The 16,263-nt window shown below is 67.5% G+C and carries 13 protein-coding genes and 1 riboswitch; of the genes, 5 read left to right on the forward strand and 8 right to left on the reverse strand.

What is annotated here, in order from left to right:
* The 3 genes from KI242_RS11915 (at position 1) to KI242_RS11925 (ending at position 4,252) form a co-directional block, all read left to right on the forward strand.
* Positions 1-2,481: an FtsX-like permease family protein gene (locus KI242_RS11915; RefSeq protein WP_212806181.1), complete on the forward strand. Its 2,481-nt coding sequence runs from the start codon at positions 1-3 to the stop codon at positions 2,479-2,481.
* A complete protein-coding gene (locus KI242_RS11920) occupies positions 2,471-3,556 on the forward strand; it encodes a lipocalin-like domain-containing protein (protein WP_123473638.1) in 1,086 nt (361 codons plus the stop codon). Before KI242_RS11915 ends, KI242_RS11920 begins: the two co-directional genes overlap by 11 nt.
* A gap of 108 nt (positions 3,557-3,664) precedes the next feature.
* On the forward strand, positions 3,665-4,252 hold the full coding sequence (locus KI242_RS11925) for a hypothetical protein (protein WP_026020035.1): 588 nt from the start codon (positions 3,665-3,667) through the stop codon (positions 4,250-4,252).
* Positions 4,253-4,520: 268 nt separating this feature from the next.
* Here the strand turns inward: KI242_RS11925 and KI242_RS11930 are convergent, their stop codons facing one another.
* Positions 4,521-4,907: a hypothetical protein gene (locus KI242_RS11930; protein ID WP_212806182.1), complete on the reverse strand. Its 387-nt coding sequence runs from the start codon at positions 4,905-4,907 to the stop codon at positions 4,521-4,523.
* 183 nt (positions 4,908-5,090) lie between these two features.
* Here KI242_RS11930 and KI242_RS11935 point away from each other — a divergent pair, with 183 nt between their 5' ends.
* The gene (locus KI242_RS11935; protein ID WP_011060531.1) at positions 5,091-5,456 is read left to right on the forward strand and encodes a hypothetical protein; all 366 of its coding nucleotides are present in this window, start codon (positions 5,091-5,093) and stop codon (positions 5,454-5,456) included.
* A gap of 12 nt (positions 5,457-5,468) precedes the next feature.
* Here the strand turns inward: KI242_RS11935 and KI242_RS11940 are convergent, their stop codons facing one another.
* The 3 genes from KI242_RS11940 to KI242_RS11950 form a co-directional block, all read right to left on the reverse strand.
* The gene (locus KI242_RS11940) at positions 5,469-6,890 is read right to left on the reverse strand and encodes an FAD-binding oxidoreductase (RefSeq protein ID WP_212806183.1); all 1,422 of its coding nucleotides are present in this window, start codon (positions 6,888-6,890) and stop codon (positions 5,469-5,471) included.
* A 140-nt stretch (positions 6,891-7,030) separates the two neighbouring features.
* Positions 7,031-8,425 carry a VOC family protein gene (locus KI242_RS11945; protein ID WP_212806184.1) on the reverse strand — a complete coding sequence of 465 codons (1,395 nt, stop codon included), beginning with the start codon at positions 8,423-8,425 and terminating at the stop codon, positions 7,031-7,033.
* Positions 8,426-8,559: 134 nt separating this feature from the next.
* Complete coding sequence (locus tag KI242_RS11950; protein ID WP_011060534.1) at positions 8,560-9,486, reverse strand: alpha/beta fold hydrolase; 927 nt, start codon at positions 9,484-9,486, stop codon at positions 8,560-8,562.
* A gap of 236 nt (positions 9,487-9,722) precedes the next feature.
* Between KI242_RS11950 and KI242_RS11955 the strand changes: the two genes are divergently transcribed.
* Positions 9,723-10,805 (forward strand): diguanylate cyclase, encoded by a 1,083-nt coding sequence (locus KI242_RS11955; protein WP_050783808.1) that lies wholly within the window; start codon positions 9,723-9,725, stop codon positions 10,803-10,805.
* Between the two features lie 81 nt (positions 10,806-10,886).
* On the opposite strand, the gene KI242_RS11960 is transcribed toward KI242_RS11955, so the two are convergent.
* The 4 genes from KI242_RS11960 to KI242_RS11975 form a co-directional block, all read right to left on the reverse strand.
* Positions 10,887-11,918, reverse strand: coding sequence for an ABC transporter substrate-binding protein (locus KI242_RS11960; RefSeq protein WP_244868189.1), 1,032 nt, complete (start codon positions 11,916-11,918; stop codon positions 10,887-10,889).
* Positions 11,911-12,663: a (2Fe-2S) ferredoxin domain-containing protein gene (locus tag KI242_RS11965; protein ID WP_212806185.1), complete on the reverse strand. Its 753-nt coding sequence runs from the start codon at positions 12,661-12,663 to the stop codon at positions 11,911-11,913. The genes KI242_RS11960 and KI242_RS11965 overlap by 8 nt, the downstream gene beginning before the upstream one ends.
* An 11-nt stretch (positions 12,664-12,674) precedes the next feature.
* On the reverse strand, positions 12,675-14,600 hold the full coding sequence (locus KI242_RS11970; protein WP_212806375.1) for a TonB-dependent receptor: 1,926 nt from the start codon (positions 14,598-14,600) through the stop codon (positions 12,675-12,677).
* Positions 14,601-14,751: 151 nt separating this feature from the next.
* Positions 14,752-14,956, reverse strand: a riboswitch (cobalamin riboswitch).
* 216 nt (positions 14,957-15,172) lie between these two features.
* Entirely contained in the window at positions 15,173-16,246 is a 1,074-nt protein-coding gene (locus tag KI242_RS11975) for an arginine N-succinyltransferase (protein ID WP_011060539.1), read from the reverse strand.
* Positions 16,247-16,263: the final 17 nt, after the last annotated feature.

The following is a 16,263-nucleotide window of genomic DNA, read 5'->3' on the forward strand; positions in this document are numbered from 1 at the left end:
ATGCGGGTGCTGCGTGGCACCTTGCAGGCGCTGTTGAGCCACTGGCGCCAGCACCCGGTGCAGTTCTTCAGTGTGCTCACCGGTTTGTGGCTGGCCACCAGCCTGCTGACCGGGGTCCTGGCCCTCAACAGCCAGGCCCGGGACAGCTATGCCCGGGCCAGCCAGTTGATTGGCGGTGAACCCCAGGCCAGCCTGGGCACGGCCACTGGCGCAAGCTTTGCCCAGCAATGGTTCGTCGACCTGCGCCGGGCCGGCTGGCCGGTGTCGCCGGTGCTGCAAGGGCGGGTGCAGTTGCAGGGCTTCGAGGCGCTGCGCCTGCAACTGATGGGCATCGAGCCTTTGTCCTTGCCCGCCGGTTCCGCAGTGGCCGGCAAGCCACTGGCGATGCAGCAGGTGGTGGAATTCTTCAGCCCGCCGGGGCGTACCTGGGTTGCCCCAGAGACCCTGGCCAGCCTCGGCTACCGCGAGGGCCAGCAGCCCCGTGCCAGCAATGGCCGGCTGCTGCCGCCGTTGCAGGTGCAGGCGGACATGGCCCCGGGGCTGCTGCTGATGGACATCGGCTTTGCCCAGCAGGTACTGGACCAGCCGGGGCAACTGAGCCGCCTGCTGCTGCCCCGGGACTTTGCCGCCCGCGCGCCGCCCTTGCCGGCCGAGCTGGCGGGGCAACTGGTGCTGCATTCGGGCGAATCGGAAAACACCCTGGCGCGCCTGACCGAGAGCTTTCACCTGAACCTGGATGCCTTGGGTTTCCTGTCCTTCGTGGTCGGGCTGTTCATCGTGCATGCCGCCATCGGCCTGGCCCTGGAGCAGCGTCGTGGCCTGCTGCGGACCTTGCGCGCCTGCGGGGTCAGTGCGCGGCTGCTGATCTTCAGCCTGATTCTGGAACTGGGGGCCCTGGCGCTGCTGGGTGGAGTGGCGGGGGTCATCAGCGGCTACCTGCTGGCCGGGCTGCTGCTGCCGGACGTGGCCGCCAGCCTGCGCGGCTTGTACGGCGCCGAGGTGGCGGGGCAGTTGAACCTCAGCCCCGGGTGGTGGTTCAGCGGTATCGGCCTGAGCCTGTTGGGGGCCTTGCTGGCCGGCGCCGCCAGCCTGCTGCGGGCGGCGCGCCTGCCGCTGCTGGCCCTGGCCAACCCCCAGGCCTGGCACCAGGCCCATGCCCGCTGGCTGCGCCGCCAGGGTGCGGTGGCCGTAGTGGCGCTGCTGCTGGCCCTGGCGGCGTGGCAGTGGGGCGACAGCCTGGCCAGCGGCTTTGTGCTGATGGCGGCCTTGCTGCTGGCGGCGGCCCTGGGCCTGCCGGTGCTGCTCGATGCCCTGCTCGGAACCTTGCTCGGGCGCCGGCGTGGGGTGCTGGGGCAGTGGTTTCTTGCCGATTGCCGCCAGCAACTGCCGGCCCTGAGCCTGGCCCTGATGGCGCTGCTGCTGGCACTGGCGGCGAATATCGGCGCCGGCAGCATGACGGCAGGGTTTCGCGAAACCTTCAACGACTGGCTGGAGCAACGCCTGAGCGCCGAGTTGTATGTCAATCCGCAGAGCCCGGAGCAGGCCCGGCAGTTGCTGGACTGGTTGCCGCAACAGGCCCAGGTTGCCGCGGTGCTGCCCAGCTGGCAGGTGGCGTTGCAGGTGCAGGGTTGGCCGGCGGACCTGTATGGGGTGATCGACCATCCCAGCTACCGCCAGCACTGGCCGCTCCTGGAAAGCGACGGCGCCGAGCCCTGGGCACAACTGGCGAGCCAGGACACCCTGATGCTCAGTGAACAGCTGGCCCGACGCCTGAAGGTGCGCCCCGGCGACCGCCTGAGCCTGCCGGTGCCCGCCGGGCAGTGGGCGCCCCGGGTGGTGGGGATCTACGCCGACTATGGCAACCCCAAGGGCCACCTGCTGGTGAATGCCGGGCACTTGCTGGCGCATTGGCCAGCGCTGACGCCGAGCCGTTTCAACCTGCGCCTGGCGCCGGGAGCGATGCCCGGGCTGGTCGGCGCCTTGCAACAGCAGTTCGCCCTGGACGACAGCCGGATCATCGATCAGGCCCGGCTCAAGGGCTGGTCGCAGCAGGTCTTTGAACGCACCTTCGCCGCCACCGCCGCCCTCAACAGCCTGACCCTGGGGGTGTCCGGGGTGGCGCTGTTCATCAGCCTGCTGACCCAGAGCCAGAGCCGGCTGGGCCAGCTGGCGCCGCTCTGGGCCCTGGGGGTGGGGCGGCGTCAACTGATGCTGCTGAACCTCGGGCAGACCTGGCTGCTGGCCTTGCTCACCCTGGTCCTGGCGCTGCCGCTGGGCATCCTCCTGGCCTGGTGCCTGGACAGCGTGATCAATGTCCAGGCCTTTGGTTGGCGCCTGCCGTTGCGGGTGTTCCCCGGGCAGCTTCTGCAACTTTTGGGCCTGGCCATGCTGGCGACTCTGTTGGCATCGGCCTGGCCGCTGCTGCGTTTGTACCGCGCGCAACCGGCGGACCTGCTGAGGACTTTTGCCCATGAAGACTGATGTGTTGGGCCGGGCCCTGGCGGGGTTGCTGCTGGCGCTGCTGGCCGGTTGTGAACAGCCCGCCGAGCCGCCCCAGGGTTTTGCCGGCCTGGGCAGCGAGGCCGCGGCCTTCACCCCGGTGTTGCCGGGGCGCAGTTTCAGCTTTCCTGCCGACCACGGTGCCCATGACGGGTTTCGCATCGAGTGGTGGTACCTCACGGCAGACCTGAGCGACGCCCAGGGCCGCCACTTCGGCGTGCAGTGGACGCTGTTTCGCAGTGCCCTGCGGGCCGCTCCCGAACAACTGGGCTGGGGCGCGCCGCTGGTGTGGCTGGGCCATGCAGCGGCCACGTCGGCCCAGAGCCACCACGCCACCGAGCGCTATGCCCGGGGTGGCGTCGGCCAGGCCGGGGTGATCGCGCAGCCGTTCCAGGCCTGGATCGACGACTGGCAGTTGAGCACCCTGAACAGCGCCGGCGACCCCCTGGCGCGGATGCAGGTGCAGGCCGCGGGGCCGGGGTTCGCCTATCGCCTGCAACTTTCCAGCAGCCGGCCGCTGGTGCTGCAGGGCGAGGGCGGCTACAGCCGCAAGTCCGACCAGGGGCAGGCTTCCTACTACTACAGCCAGCCGTTCTTCCAGGCCGCGGGGGAGTTGCAGATCGATGGCCAGCGCTATCAGGTCAGCGGCCCGGCCTGGCTCGACCGGGAATGGAGCAGCCAGCCCCTGGGCGCGGACCAGAGCGGCTGGGACTGGTTCTCTCTGCACCTGGACAGCGGCGAGCGGCTGATGCTGTTCCGGGTTCGCGAGCGGGACAAGGCGCCCTATATCACCGGCACGTGGATCAGCACCGATGGCCACACCCAGAGCCTGGGCAAGGAGCAGATCCAGTTGCTGCCGCTGGCCCAGTCCAGGGTCCAGGGCCGCAGCCTGCCCACCACCTGGCAACTGAGGATCCCCGCCAAGGGCCTGGATATCACCACCCGGGCCCTGAACCCCCAGGCCTGGATGAACCTGAGCATTCCCTACTGGGAAGGGCCGCTGCAATTCGCTGGCAGCCACAGTGGCAGCGGCTACCTGGAGATGACCGGTTATTGAGGGCGCCGCGACGCTTGCACCCATCCCCCGGTGAAAGCTGGCAGGGCGTCTATGCTCAAGGGCCTGACTGAAAGTCAGTGTGTTTCTCAACCACAAGGAATGTTCATGATGAAAACCCTCAATACCCTGGCCCGCGCCATCGCCCTGGCCACTGTGCTGGGCACCGCCAGCCTTGCCGCACACGCCGCCGATATCCCGCTGTCCGGGGCCATCGAGGCCGATCAGGTGGTGACCAAGGTCCTGTCGGTGGACGCCGCCAAGCACCAGGTGGTGCTCGAAGGCGCCGGGGGCAAGCCGGTGCATGTGCAATTGAGCGATCAGGCCAAGGACCTGGGCCACCTCAAGGTCGGCGATCAGGTCAAGGTCACGGTCACCCACTCGGTGGTGGCGGTGCTCGACACCGACGTTGAAAAGGGCAAGCCCGATTCCAGCGAAGCCAGCGGCGTGGTCCGCGCTACCGCAGACAACCCCAACCCCGGCGGCGCGGCCTATCGCCAGGTGCAGGTGCAGTTGAAGATCACCGCCATCGACTTGAAGAAAAACCAGCTGACCTTCGAAGGCCCGGCGGGCAACAAGAAAGTGGTGAGCGTGGAGAAACCCGAAGTCCAGCAGCGCCTCAAGGACCTCAAGGTGGGCCAGAGCGTGCTGGTGACCTACACCGACATCCTGCAGGTCAGCACTGCCCACGAAGGCTGAGGGGGCAGGACTGAGCGGGGGAGGCAATGGGCAATCGGGTTAACTGCACTGTGCAGTTTTATTCAGAATCTGCCCACGGACTTTCCCCGCCAGTTGCACTAGAATGCCAACCGTTCGCCCGGTGCAAGGGCTCTTTACCGGTGCAAGGATTGCCAAGGCCAGAGCACTGGGCGAACACCTTCCCTGTCGCGTCCTGCGACTTTCCCGCTTTACATCACCCTGAATCGACCCTGGCTGGATGCTCCGGCGCGAGCCTGCCGTGCTCCCTCTACAGTGCCACCGGACTCAAGCTGACCTGGCGTGCAAGCAGGCTGACGAAGCCGCCTGGCTGCGCGTGGCCACCCTGCAGCGACAGCAGGATGATGTTCGGACCTATGACCAGCGCCGCGACAGCCTCGTCTTCCCGGGGCAGCAACTGCCCGGTGACCCGCAGCCCCGCCTGTTCCCGGCTGATGCGTGGCCTGTCCTGGGTCGCGGCCCACAGGTTGTGATCCCAGACAAAATCGTCCTCCAGGCTCAACTCCACCTCATGCACCTGGCCCGTCTGTGGCAGCGTGCCCAGCCATTGGCCCCGGCCTTCGCCGAACGCACTGCTGAAATTGACCCACAGGCTATGGTCGGCTTCTACATGGAGGGTGTTGAGGGTGATACGCATGGCCAATCCTTTCCTTGGTACTGCGGATTCAAGAGGCGTTCAGCCGGCTTTCCGGGGGGCGGCCGGGCTGGATGGCAAGCGGCCACTGCGCTTGTTATTGCACACTGCGCGGGCCTTCAACAGAATGCGCGATTGCCCGACCGGGACAGGTCGAGGGCGGTGAATGATAGCGGAGATCCTGGATTGATCTGGTTAAAACGTTTGCTCATGTCGGTGGGCGTACTGGCGCTGGTATTGCTGGCGGTGGTCGTGTTCAAGAACGGCTTCTCCACGACGCCGGCCCATGTATTGGCCGAGCACCCTGATGCGCGGTGGCAGGGGGGCCCCGATGGTGGGCATTACATTGAGATCACCCGCTCCGAGCCGCCTTATTTCTTTGTGCAGGTGCGTCATGAAAGTGGCGACTTGTGGGATGAGGGCTGGCTCAAGTACGAGGACGGCGACGCCAGCGCCCTGACCACCGACAAGGTGCTGGCCTTCGACGGTGACGGAGTGATTTACCTGCAGCAACGCAAGGTATTGGCGCCACTGCGCTCCGCGGCCCATTGATGGCACCCAGCCTTAAGGTTGGGCAGCCCCATCCCCTGTGGCCCCCAGCCCATAGGCATCCCACAACTTGTTGCGGAACTTGTTCTGCGGATCGACCCGGGCCTTCAGCGCCAGGAACTCCCCGGCCCGTGGATAGGCCGCGCGAAACTGCTGGGCCGTGGCGTGGATCTGGTACGGCAGGTAGTAGCTGCCGCCGCGCTCGATGGCGCTGTCCACCAGGGCGCGGGTCCATACGCCGACTTTTTCCCGTTCCTCTGGCGCGGTGCTCTGCTGGTAGTACAGCACCAGGGCGAAGACCTCGGTCTTGGCCCAGGCCAGCAGGGTGCCGGGGTCGGCCTTGGCGTGGCGGATCGACAGGTTGATCACGTTGACCTTGTGCGCCCGCAGGGTCGCGCCCATCTCCTGGACGAAGCTTTCCAGCTGGTCGGGGGGCACGAAGTATTCCTGCAGCACGTAGGTGCGCTTGGCCCGGGAGTCGGGTTCCAGTTCACGCACATCGAGGCTGGCTTCGTGGTTGCGCCAGGACACTTGCGGTTTTTTCAGCACCAGGGGGTCGATCACTTCCTGGCGCAGGGTCTTGCCGCCGGGCCACTGGCTCACCACTTTCAGGGCCTTCTGTTCTTTCCAGTAGTTCTGGTCCAGGGGGGTGAGGCGTTCCTTGACCGTGACCGGCAGGTCGGTCTGGCTGTAGGAAACCGCGCGCAGGGTCTGGTACTGGTCGGGGTAGAGCACGGCGTTGTGCAGGATGACCTTGGGGTTGTTCTGGATCCGGGCCTGGAAGTAGGGGCGGTAGTCCCCCAGGGGCATCTCGTCGACGCTACGCAGCAGGCGCACGTTGTCGCTCAGTTGCAGGGTGGCTTGGACGATCACCCCCAGGCCGCCGTAGCCGCCGATGGCGCCGTAGAACAGGTCGCGGTTGTGCTGCGGGCTGGCGTCCACCACTTGGCCGTCGGCCAGCACCAGCTTGATGGATTTCACCGAGCTCACCAGCGGGCCGTAGCCGATGTAGCGGCCATGGGCGTTGACGCTCAGGGCGCCGCCGACGGTGAAGTTGGCGTAGCTCTGCATGATGCTCACGGACAGATCGTGGGGGTCGATGTAGTCCTGCACGGCGCGCCAGGTGATGCCCGGCTGCACGGTGATTTCCTTGCGTTCCTTGGAGAAGTCGAGCACCCGGTTGAAGCCGCGCATGTCGATCTGCAAGGCCTGTTCGGTGGCGGTCTGGCCGCCCATGCTGTAGCGCCCGCCGCCAATGGCGATCGGGCCGGGGTGTTCGGCCACCTGCTGGACGATCTGCTCCAGGCGGGTGGGGCGCACCACCTGGTCTACCACTATGGGGTTGAGCTGGGTGATGTCGTTGACGGTTTCTGCGGCGTGGGTGGTGAGTGCGCCGCCGAGTGCCGCGCATAAAAACAGGCCGATCGCGAATCTCATTCGCCGTGTCCATCCCTGGTGGTGGCGCGCCGCTGATGGGGGCGCAAGTGGCGGCAGAATAACGCCGCGACGGGTCCATGACCATGGGGGCAGCGCACCGGCTGCAAGGCCGGCATCGACCCGCGGGCCTGCCTTGCGCCTTAGAGCGCCGGCAGGCCCAGGGTGGCGGCGCAGTGCTCCAGGGAGCGCTGCTGGGTCTGGGCGTAGAGCTGCAGTTCGTCGAGGGTGGGGCGGCCCAGGGCGGCTTCGAACGCCTGGCGGTTGGATTGCCCGGCGTAGTGGCTCTGGCTGTCGTCCCCCAGGTTGGACTGGAAGATCCCGGCGGCGCTGACCGGCAGGAAATCTTCATACACCAGGGGTTCGGCGCTCAGGTGCCCGGCCGCCAGCAGCGCTGCCAGGGTGGTGGGCCGCTGGGGCTGGTTGCGCGCGGCCAGCCCGGTTTCGCTGACGAAGTAGCGAAAGTAGGCCAGGCCCTGTTCGCGCATGGCCGGGTGGCTGTCGGGAAATTCCCTGAAGTGCTCTTGCATCAGTTGGTTGTAGCGTTGGGCATTGGCTTCGTTGGGGAAGTCGCCCAGGGCGTCGCGGGCGGCGTTCAGCAGGCGGTCGTAGAGCTCGCGGCCCTTGGGGGTCAGGGCCGCGCCGCGCTGTTCGATCTCGCCGAAACGCGCGCTGTGGCTGCCCTGGCTCTGGGCCTGGTCGGTGAAGGCCACGGACTCCTCCAGGGCCTTGAAGCTGGTCTGGCGCAGCAGGATCGGGCATTCCCGGCGCGGCGGGCCTTCGATCACCGCCTTGGGGGTGATGCCGCGGGCAGGCATCAGCCGTTGCACTTCATCGATCTCCAGGGTGCGCGGGGTCAGGTGGTTGATGTGCGGGCCCTTGAAGGCCACCACGTCGGCGATCAGCCGGTGCTGGGCGCTGAGGCTGGCGTACTGGGCGGCGGTCACCGTGGCGTGGTGGTGCCAGCGGAAGGTTTCCAGGGCCTGGCGGATAAAGCGCTCGGCGTCTTCGGCGTCCAGGCCTCCGGCAGCCTCGGCCTGCTGGATCAGTTCCAGCACCTGGGGGGTGAAGATCTGGCGCCGGGCCAGGACCTGTTCGGCAAAGCTGCGCAGCTCCGGGTTGTCGATCAGCTCCAGGCGCAGCAGCGAGGTGAAGACCCGGAACGGGCTGACTTGCAGGGCCGCTTCGTGCACCGCGCGAAAGGCCGTGGAATGCACCGGCACCCCGGCGGGGGTCAGGTCGTAGTAGCCCACCGGCTGCATGCCCATCACCGCGAACAGCCGGGCCAGGGTCGCCAGCTCGGCGGCGCTGCCGACGCGGATCGCGCCGTGGCGCTCCAGGTCCAGGCGCTGCAGTTCACCGCTGCTCTGCAGGTGCCGGGCAAGCGCCGGCTGCCGCTCCAGGACCTGGGCGTTGACTTCGGCCACCAGCTCCATCAGGGCACCGTAGAGCGGCACCTCCTCGCGGTACATGTCCGACATCGCCCGGGAAAATCCCTGGCGGATCAGGTCCGGGCTGACGAAGTGCTGGTTGCTCATGAACAGGCTTCCCGTGGCAGAGGGCGAGGCGTGAAAGGGCGGGTCGGCCTCGATTCTGCTGGGCCTGCCCGAGGCTGACAAACGAAGTTTCCTCTGAACTTCATTCTGCAAATGAATGCATGAGCGGGCCGCTGTCAGTGCCGCTGGCGTTCCAGGAACTGCTGGTACAGCCGGGCACTGCGCACCGGGCGTTCGACCATGGGCATATGCCCGATGCCCTCCCAGAGTTGCACCTGGGCCTGGGGCAGGCCCTTGGCCCAGACCTGGGCGCTGCTGGGGTGCAGCAGGCGGTCCTCGCGGCCCCAGAGCAGCAGGGTCGGGGCCTGGATCTTCGCCAGCTCGGGCTCCATGGGCGGGCTGGCCTGGAGCTCGGCGAAGATCCGCGCCAGTTGCCCGCGGCGCGCCTGATAGCGTTCGGCGATGGCCGCCAGCACTGCTTCGGGCACCCAGGGCGGGGCGGCCATGGTCAGGCTGTAGAAGTGCTGGAAGTCGGCGCGGGAGCGGACCAGGAAGGGGTTCTTGCCCTGTTCCAGCAGGTGCTGCAGGTCGCTGGTCTCGGGGGCTTCGACGCCGGCCGGGTCGAACAGCGCCAGGCCGCTGATCCGTTGCGGGGCGTGGGCGGCCAGCCAGGCGGCGATATAGCCGCCCATGGAGTTGCCGATCACCTGCACCCGCTGGATGCCGCAGGCGTCGAGCAAGCGCAAAAGGCGCTGGGCCTGGGCCGGAACACGGTAGTCCTGGTGGGCGGCATAGGCGGTTTCGCCATGGCCGCCCAGGTCCGGGATCAGCAACCGGTAGTCGCGGTTGAAGTGCCGGGCAAAACGCAGCCAGATGCTCTTGTCCGCGCTCAGGCCGTGCAGCAACAGGATCACCGGCGCCTGGGCCGGGCCGCCCTGGTAGGTCATCAGGGTCTCTTCGCCGATCTGCACCGGGACTTTCTGCAGCCGGTACAGGCGTGCTTCCAGGGCCACGCTGGCGTCGTACAGCAGGTGGCCGATGCGCGGGTAGGTGCGGTAGCACCAGAGTGCGGCAAGGAGCAGCAGGACCAGGATCACCAGCATCGGCGGCCTCCAGGGGCAGGGTGGATCGGCTCAGGGGCGGCGCGCGTCGTGCTCGCCACTGCGAAGTCGGTTATCGGCCGCCCCTCAGTTATAGCCAAATATTCCCCACCTGCTGGCGCTGGCAGGCCGAAACTGGGCGTTGGCAGTGATGGCGCTTTGAAACGCGACTGATAGACTTTCACCGGTTGCTTGCCACCCGCTCGTTCCACCTTTACCCATTGCTGATCGGAGGCGACTTGCTCCCTGCGCAGGACACCAGAGGGAAGGGACTGTCATTGGCCAGGAGGCTTTATCGGTCACGGACCCTGGGCCTGGCCCTGGGGTTTTTCTGCGTGGCCGCGGGGATGGCGCCCCTGCAACCGGCGCCCTGGGTCTGGGGCTTCATGCTGTTCAATGCATTTGCCTGGCCGCACCTGGCCTACCAATGGGCGCGGCTGGCCCGGGTGCCGTTTCGTGCCGAGTACCGCAACCTGCTGGTGGATTCGCTGCTGGGGGGCTTCTGGGTCGGCGCCATGCACTTCAATCCGCTGCCGCTGGCCACCACCCTGGGGATGATGGCCATGAACAACATGGCCCTGGGCGGGTTACGTTTCTTCCTCGCCGGCAGTGCGGCCCAAGTGCTGGGCATGGGCGTTGCCCTGTGGCTGTTCGGGCCGGCGTTTGTCGCCCAGACCACCCCTGAGCAGGTGTATGCCTGCCTGCCGATGCTGACCCTGTACCCGCTGGCCCTGGGCTACATCTGCTATCAGCAGGCGGTGACCCTGGGCCGGCACAAGCGCGAGCTGCTGGCCCTGAGCCGCACCGACAGCCTGACCGGGCTGCTCAACCATGGCGCCTGGAAGGACCAGTTGGAGATCGAGTTCCAGCGCTGCAAGCGCCAGGCCCATGGTGGTGCCATCGCCCTGATCGACATCGACCACTTCAAGGCCATCAATGACACCTACGGCCATGTGGCCGGGGATGTGGTGCTGCGCCAGTTGAGCAAGCTGCTGCGGCAGAACCTGCGGGTCAGCGACCAGGCCGGGCGTTATGGCGGCGACGAGTTCTGCGTGATCCTGCCGGACGTGCCCCTGGCTCATGCCGCCGAACTGATGGAGGCCCTGCGCGGTCGTTTTGGGGCCCTGGGCTATGAACAGAGCCCGGCGCTGCAGGTCAGCCTGAGCATCGGCCTGGCGGCCTTCAACCCCCTGCACGACGACGCCATGGGCTGGCTCAACGATGCCGACCAGGCCCTGTATGCGGCCAAGACCTGCGGCCGCAACAACGTCACCTGCCACCCGCCGGAGCAGCCGTCCAGGCGTTTGCTCAACTCCCTGTAGCCGCTGTTCCTTGTGTCCCGCGAAGGCGTCTGTGGGTACGCCTCGGGGTCGGAGGTGTTCCCTTCGCCGGCAAGCCGGCTCCTACGGGGGGCTCGCTGGTGGTTGTAGGAGCGGGCTTGCCCGCGAAGGCGTCTGTGGGTACGCCGCGAGGTCGGGGGTGTTCCCTTCGCCGGCAAGCCGGCTCCTACGGGGGGGGCAGTCGTGGGTGGGGTGCAGGCGCCGGGCCAGTTCCAGGGCGGTGCGGCCGCTGGCGATGCCCGGCACCAGTCGGGCGAAGGGGATGTCGATCAGCCGGTCTTCGCGCACTGCGCGCAATCGCGACAGCACAGGGTCGCTGTGCAGCAGCTGGCGTTTGCGCCGGGCCGGGGACCACAGGGCGTCGGCCAGGAGCATGGCGTCGGGGTCGTTGGCCAGCAGGGTCTCGCTGTCCACGGTCAGGCGCGGGCGGTCGATGGCGGCAAAGCTGTTGCGTGCACCGGCCGCTTGCAGCAGCACGCCGACAAACCCGCGCTGACCCTGGCTGGCCAGGCCGTTGACTTCGCTGTCCAGGTAGAACACCGAAGGCGTCGGGCGCCCGCGGTACAGGGCCGCGGCGGCCTCCAGGTCGGCATCCATCTGGCCCACCAGTTGCTGCGCGCGGGCCTCCTGGCGTAGCAGCCGGCCCAGGGTCAGCAGGTCGCGGCGGATATGCCCGAAGTAGTCCTGGTCATGCCCGGCGCAGGCCGATTCCAGCAGGTAGCTGCCCACGCCTATGGCCCCCAGGCGTTGCCGGGAGCTGAAGTTTTCCGGGAAGGCCGAGGCGAAGCCGCCCACCACCAGGTCGGGTTTCAGGCTGTAGAGCACTTCTGCCGACGGGTACTGGCGAGCGATGACCGGCACGCCGTGGTAAAGCCCTTCGGCCTGGGCCTGGCCATCGTCGTCCAGATAGGCGACGCCGATCATCGACGGCCCGGCACCCAGGGCCAGCAGCAGGTCGGCGCTGTGCTGGTTGAGGGCGACGATGCGCTGGGGCGGGCCGTCCACCGTCCAGGTCCGGCCACAGTTCTGGTAGCTGTGCGCCAGGGCCGGCAGGGCCGCCAGCCACAGCAGCAGGCCGAGCAGTCTGCTAGGCATCCGCCGTTCCTCCGTAGGGCGCGGGAATCCGTAGGTCCGCCACCGGTTCGCCCTGGACCAGGTGCTGCTGCACCAGGCGCAGCACCTCGCCGTCATCGCGCACCCGGTACCAGCAGCCGTCCGGGTGCACGGTGAGTACCGGCCCCAGGTTGCACGGGAACTGGCAGGCGGTGCGGGTCAGCAGCACGCCACCGGGCGTCTCCATGTGCTCCAGGCGCAGCAGTTCGCGGCGCAGGGTCTTCCACAGCGCCAGGGCGCCGCGCCGCACGCAGCGCGGGCCGGTGCACAGGAACACCTGGCGGGCATGGGGCGGCACCCGCGACCAGTCCGGGTCGCTCTGCACCGCGTTGACGTTGTCGCAGGCCAGGTGGCGCTCGCGCTGGCCGATGCTGGCGCAGGCCAGGGCCGCGTCCAGCCCGCGCCGGCCCAGGGCCTGGGCGGTGATCCACAGCCGCGGTGCCTGGGGGTGGGCCTGGGAAAGGCGCCCCAGCTCATCGCGCAGCCAGTCCAGGTAGGCACTGTCGGAGCTGGGTTCCAGGTCCACCACCAGCAGCTTCGCGCCGTCCTCGGGCAGGGCTTCGCCCAGCGCCGCCCAGAGGCTGTCGAAGCCGTCCAGGGTGTCGATCACCCGGGTGTCGGCGCCGTCGCCGCGCAGGGCCTCGAGCTCCTTGCGAAAGGCTTCGCCGAGGGCGCCGCCGTGCAGGCCGGGGCCGACGAACAGCACCCGTTGATAGTTCTCATGCATGTCGGTCGGCCTCAGAAGCGGTAGGTGTAGCGCACTTCGGTGGTGAAGGGGCGCCCCAGGTTGTCCACCGAGGGCGAGGTGCTGGTCATGCTGGTGCTGTAGTCGCGGTCGAACAGGTTCTCCACCAGTAGGCTCAGGCGGTGCTGCTGGGCCGTATCCAGGTAGCGATAGGCATCGGCGTCGACCACCGAATAGTGGCCGTAGTCGACGTTCTTTGGGCTGTCGATCTGGCCGATGTAGCGGACCGCACCACCCACGCCCCACATCCGGTCCGGGGCTTCGAAGCCCAGCCGCGAACGGGCGAAGAAACCGGGGATGTTGCTCAGGGTCACGCCGTTGCGCGACTCCAACAGGTTGCGGGTCATGTCCGCCTGCAGGGTCCATTGCGGGCTGAACTGCCAGCGCCCGTCGAGTTCGATGCCGCGCACCTTGATTCGGCCCTGGCCGTTGCTCCAGACATCGTTGGCGTCGAGGGTGATCAGGTCGTCGATCTTGCGGTGGAAGGCGCTGACGCTGGCGTTGAATTCGCCGGCCAGCAGGCTGCCCTTGTAGTCCAGGCCGAGCTCGGCATTGAGGCTCTTTTCCGGCTTGAGGTCGGGGTTGCCTTTTTCGTAGTCCTCGTTGGCGTACAGCTGCTCGGCGTTGGGCAGCTTGAAGGCGCTGCCGTACTGGCCGCGCAGTTGCCAGTGGGGCGTCAGGTCGTAGAGCGAGGTGAGCATGCCCACGGTGGCGCTTTCGCCGCCGCTGATTTTCTCGTGGCGCACGCCCAGGCTCGGGTGCCAGTCGGGCAGGGCGTCGAACACCGGGCGCAGCTGGGTGTACAGGGCATTGGCCTGGGCCTGCTTGTTATCGATCTTGAGCACGTCGTCCTGGCCCTTGAACCACTGGTTGTCGGTGCCCAATACCAGCACGTGGCCGCCGTCCAGCTCGGCCTTGCCCTCGGCCTGCAGGCCCCAGTCGGTGAAGCCCCAGTAGTCGTTGTGGTTGCGCACCTTGAGGCTGGCGTCGTCGAGGCTGTCGATCCTGGTGTAGCGGGTGTCCCAGTCGTTGACATGGCCCTTGACGAAGTAGCTGAAGCCTTCGTCCAGGCGCTGCTCGAAGGTCGCGGTGGCGATCTGCTGGATGCGGTCGTTGGTGGTTTTCCGGTTGTTCACCGGGCGGGCGAAATCCAGGTTGGCGTCGCTGTACTGGTAGAACAGTTCCAGCCGCGAAGCGTCGCCAAGGCCCTGGATCGCCTTGGCGCCGAAGGTGGTCACTTCATAGCCGCGTTTCTTGTCCCGGGTGTTGGCGTTGTAGGCGCTGTTGCGAAATGGCTGGTAGCCATCGGAGACGTTGTGGCTGACATAGGCCAACAGCCCCAGCTCGCCCAGGCCGTTGCTGAGGATCTGCTCGGCGCGGGCATCGCCGCTCCTGCCCATGAAACTGTCCAGGCCCAGGTTGACCTCGCCGGAGACGTCGCGGGTCTGCGGGCTGCGGGTGACGATGTTGATCACCCCGGACACCGCCTGTGTACCGAACAGCAGGCTCTGGCCACCCTTGAGCACCTCGATGCGCTCGATGGCGTTGGCCGGCAGGGTATCCAGGTACAGGCCGCCGTACAGGCGGTTGTTCAGGCGCACGCCGTCCAGCAGGATCAGGGTGTCGTCGTTGCGCCCGCCCAGCAGGGAGTAGGTGCCGTAGTCGAAGGGGCCATTCTTGGGCGCCACATACAGCCCCGGCACGTACATCTGCAGGACCCGGGTGATGTCGCTGCTGGGGCCGGCGCGTTCGATCTGCTGGCGGTCGATGATCTCCACCTTGCTGCCATAGCGGGCCATTTCGGCCACCGTGGTGGACTCCACCGAGGGGGCGGAAACAAATTGCTGGTCCAGCGTCAGGGGGCTGTCGTCCGCCAGCAGCAGGGGGCTGAACAGGCAGCCGAGCAGGGCGCCGCTCATGGTGCGGCGAGGTGCACGCCAGTCGCGTGCAGGCAAAGAGTCAGGTGTTGTCATTGTTGGTCTTCTCGAAAGTGTCTTCGGGAAGCACGCAGGAGAGGGTATCGGCCACGGGCACGCGACCATACCGGCCCATGCCCGCCCACCGCAGGATTGCCAAACAGACGTCACAGGCCGGTCTCCGGGCTTGCGAGTCTGGCGGCATTCGCCTTCCCATACCTTGGGTACAGTGGCCTGTTGAATGCAGCACTCGCTTACCGTTGCGGGGGCAGCACCGGACTTGCCCGAAAAGGGGCACACCGGTTTCCCGTTTCACCTCCTGCACGGCGGCAGGAGGCACCTGAAACTGGGCGGCATATGAACATCCGCCCCGGCGTTCGTCAATGTTGCGCCTGCCGCCAGGTGTTACCGGATTCATCGCCCTGACGCCTCTGTAGCCACTGCCGAGCGCGCGAGGCTGCGCAAAGGCCCGCAGGGCCTTGCTTGGCAGTCTCATGTCGAGCGCCTCAGCGGTCTTGAGATTTCGCGCCCCTGCGGGCCGTTCTTCCGAACGCGGCCCGAGCCTGCGGCAGCGGCTACAGGAGCAGGGCGCTTTGCGGAGCCAGGTGCCGCTGTGCGTGCAGGGCCGTGCGTGACTCGCAGGCCAGCAGCGGCACCGCCCGTACCGAGTCGCCCGGCTGCAGTTGCAGGCGCTTGGCAGTCAGCCGGTCCACCAGCAGGCAACCCGAAACCAGGCGCCCGGGGGCGGCGGTGATGCGGCAGCTTTCCAGGCGCCGGTTGTGGATCAGCCACACCGGCGCCTGTGCGTCCGGAGTGCCCACTAGCAGGGGCAGGGTCTGGCTCTCGCGCACGCTGCGGATCTTCGCCACCTCGGCCTCGATCAGCGGCCCGCCATCGAAGATGTCGATGCAGCCCTGATGGCTGAAGCCTTCGTCGCGCAGGATGCTCACCGCCTGTTCGGTGCTGGCGTGGGCCTGGCCGATGGCGGCCTGCGCCTGGGGGCTGAGCAGGCAGGTGTACAGCGGCTGGCGCGGCATCAGTTCGGCGATGAAGGATTTGCTGCCGTGGCTGGACAGGCGATTGGCCTGCTGGAAACCCATCTTGAAGAAGTGCCGCCCCAGGCTGTCCCAGAACGGCGAGCGGCCCTGGCTGTCGAGCTGGCCGCGCAGTTCGGCCACCAGCTTGTCGCCGAACAGCCGGGGGAATTCGGCGACAAACAGCAGGCGCGCGGTGGACAGCAGGCGGCCGGTGTAGCCCTGGCGGTGATCGCGGCGCAGGAACAGCGAGCACAGCAGCGACTGCCCGGTCATCTCGTTGCACAGGAACAGGGTCGGGATGTGCTTTTCGATGCCCAGCACCGGGGCGCTGCCGTGGGTGGTGCCGACCCGGTAGTTGTAGCAGGGCTCGCGCAGGCCGATGGCGCCGCTCAGGCCGCAGACCCCGATCACCTGCTGCTCGTCATCTTCCATGACGAACAGGTAGTCGGCATCGGCCCGCTCCACCTGGTTGGCGAAGGCTCGCTGCGCCCAGCGCACCCGATGGGCCAGGCGCTCGGGGTCGGTGGACAGGTTGTTCAGTTCGCGACAGCTACCTTCGAGCAGGCTCAAGACCGCCGGCAGATCGGTGACGCGGATCGGACGGACGATCATTGGCGGGCTCCTGGCAA

The organism is Pseudomonas sp. Eqa60 (assembly GCF_018326405.1).
In the GTDB taxonomy this organism is placed as follows: domain Bacteria; phylum Pseudomonadota; class Gammaproteobacteria; order Pseudomonadales; family Pseudomonadaceae; genus Aquipseudomonas; species Aquipseudomonas protegens.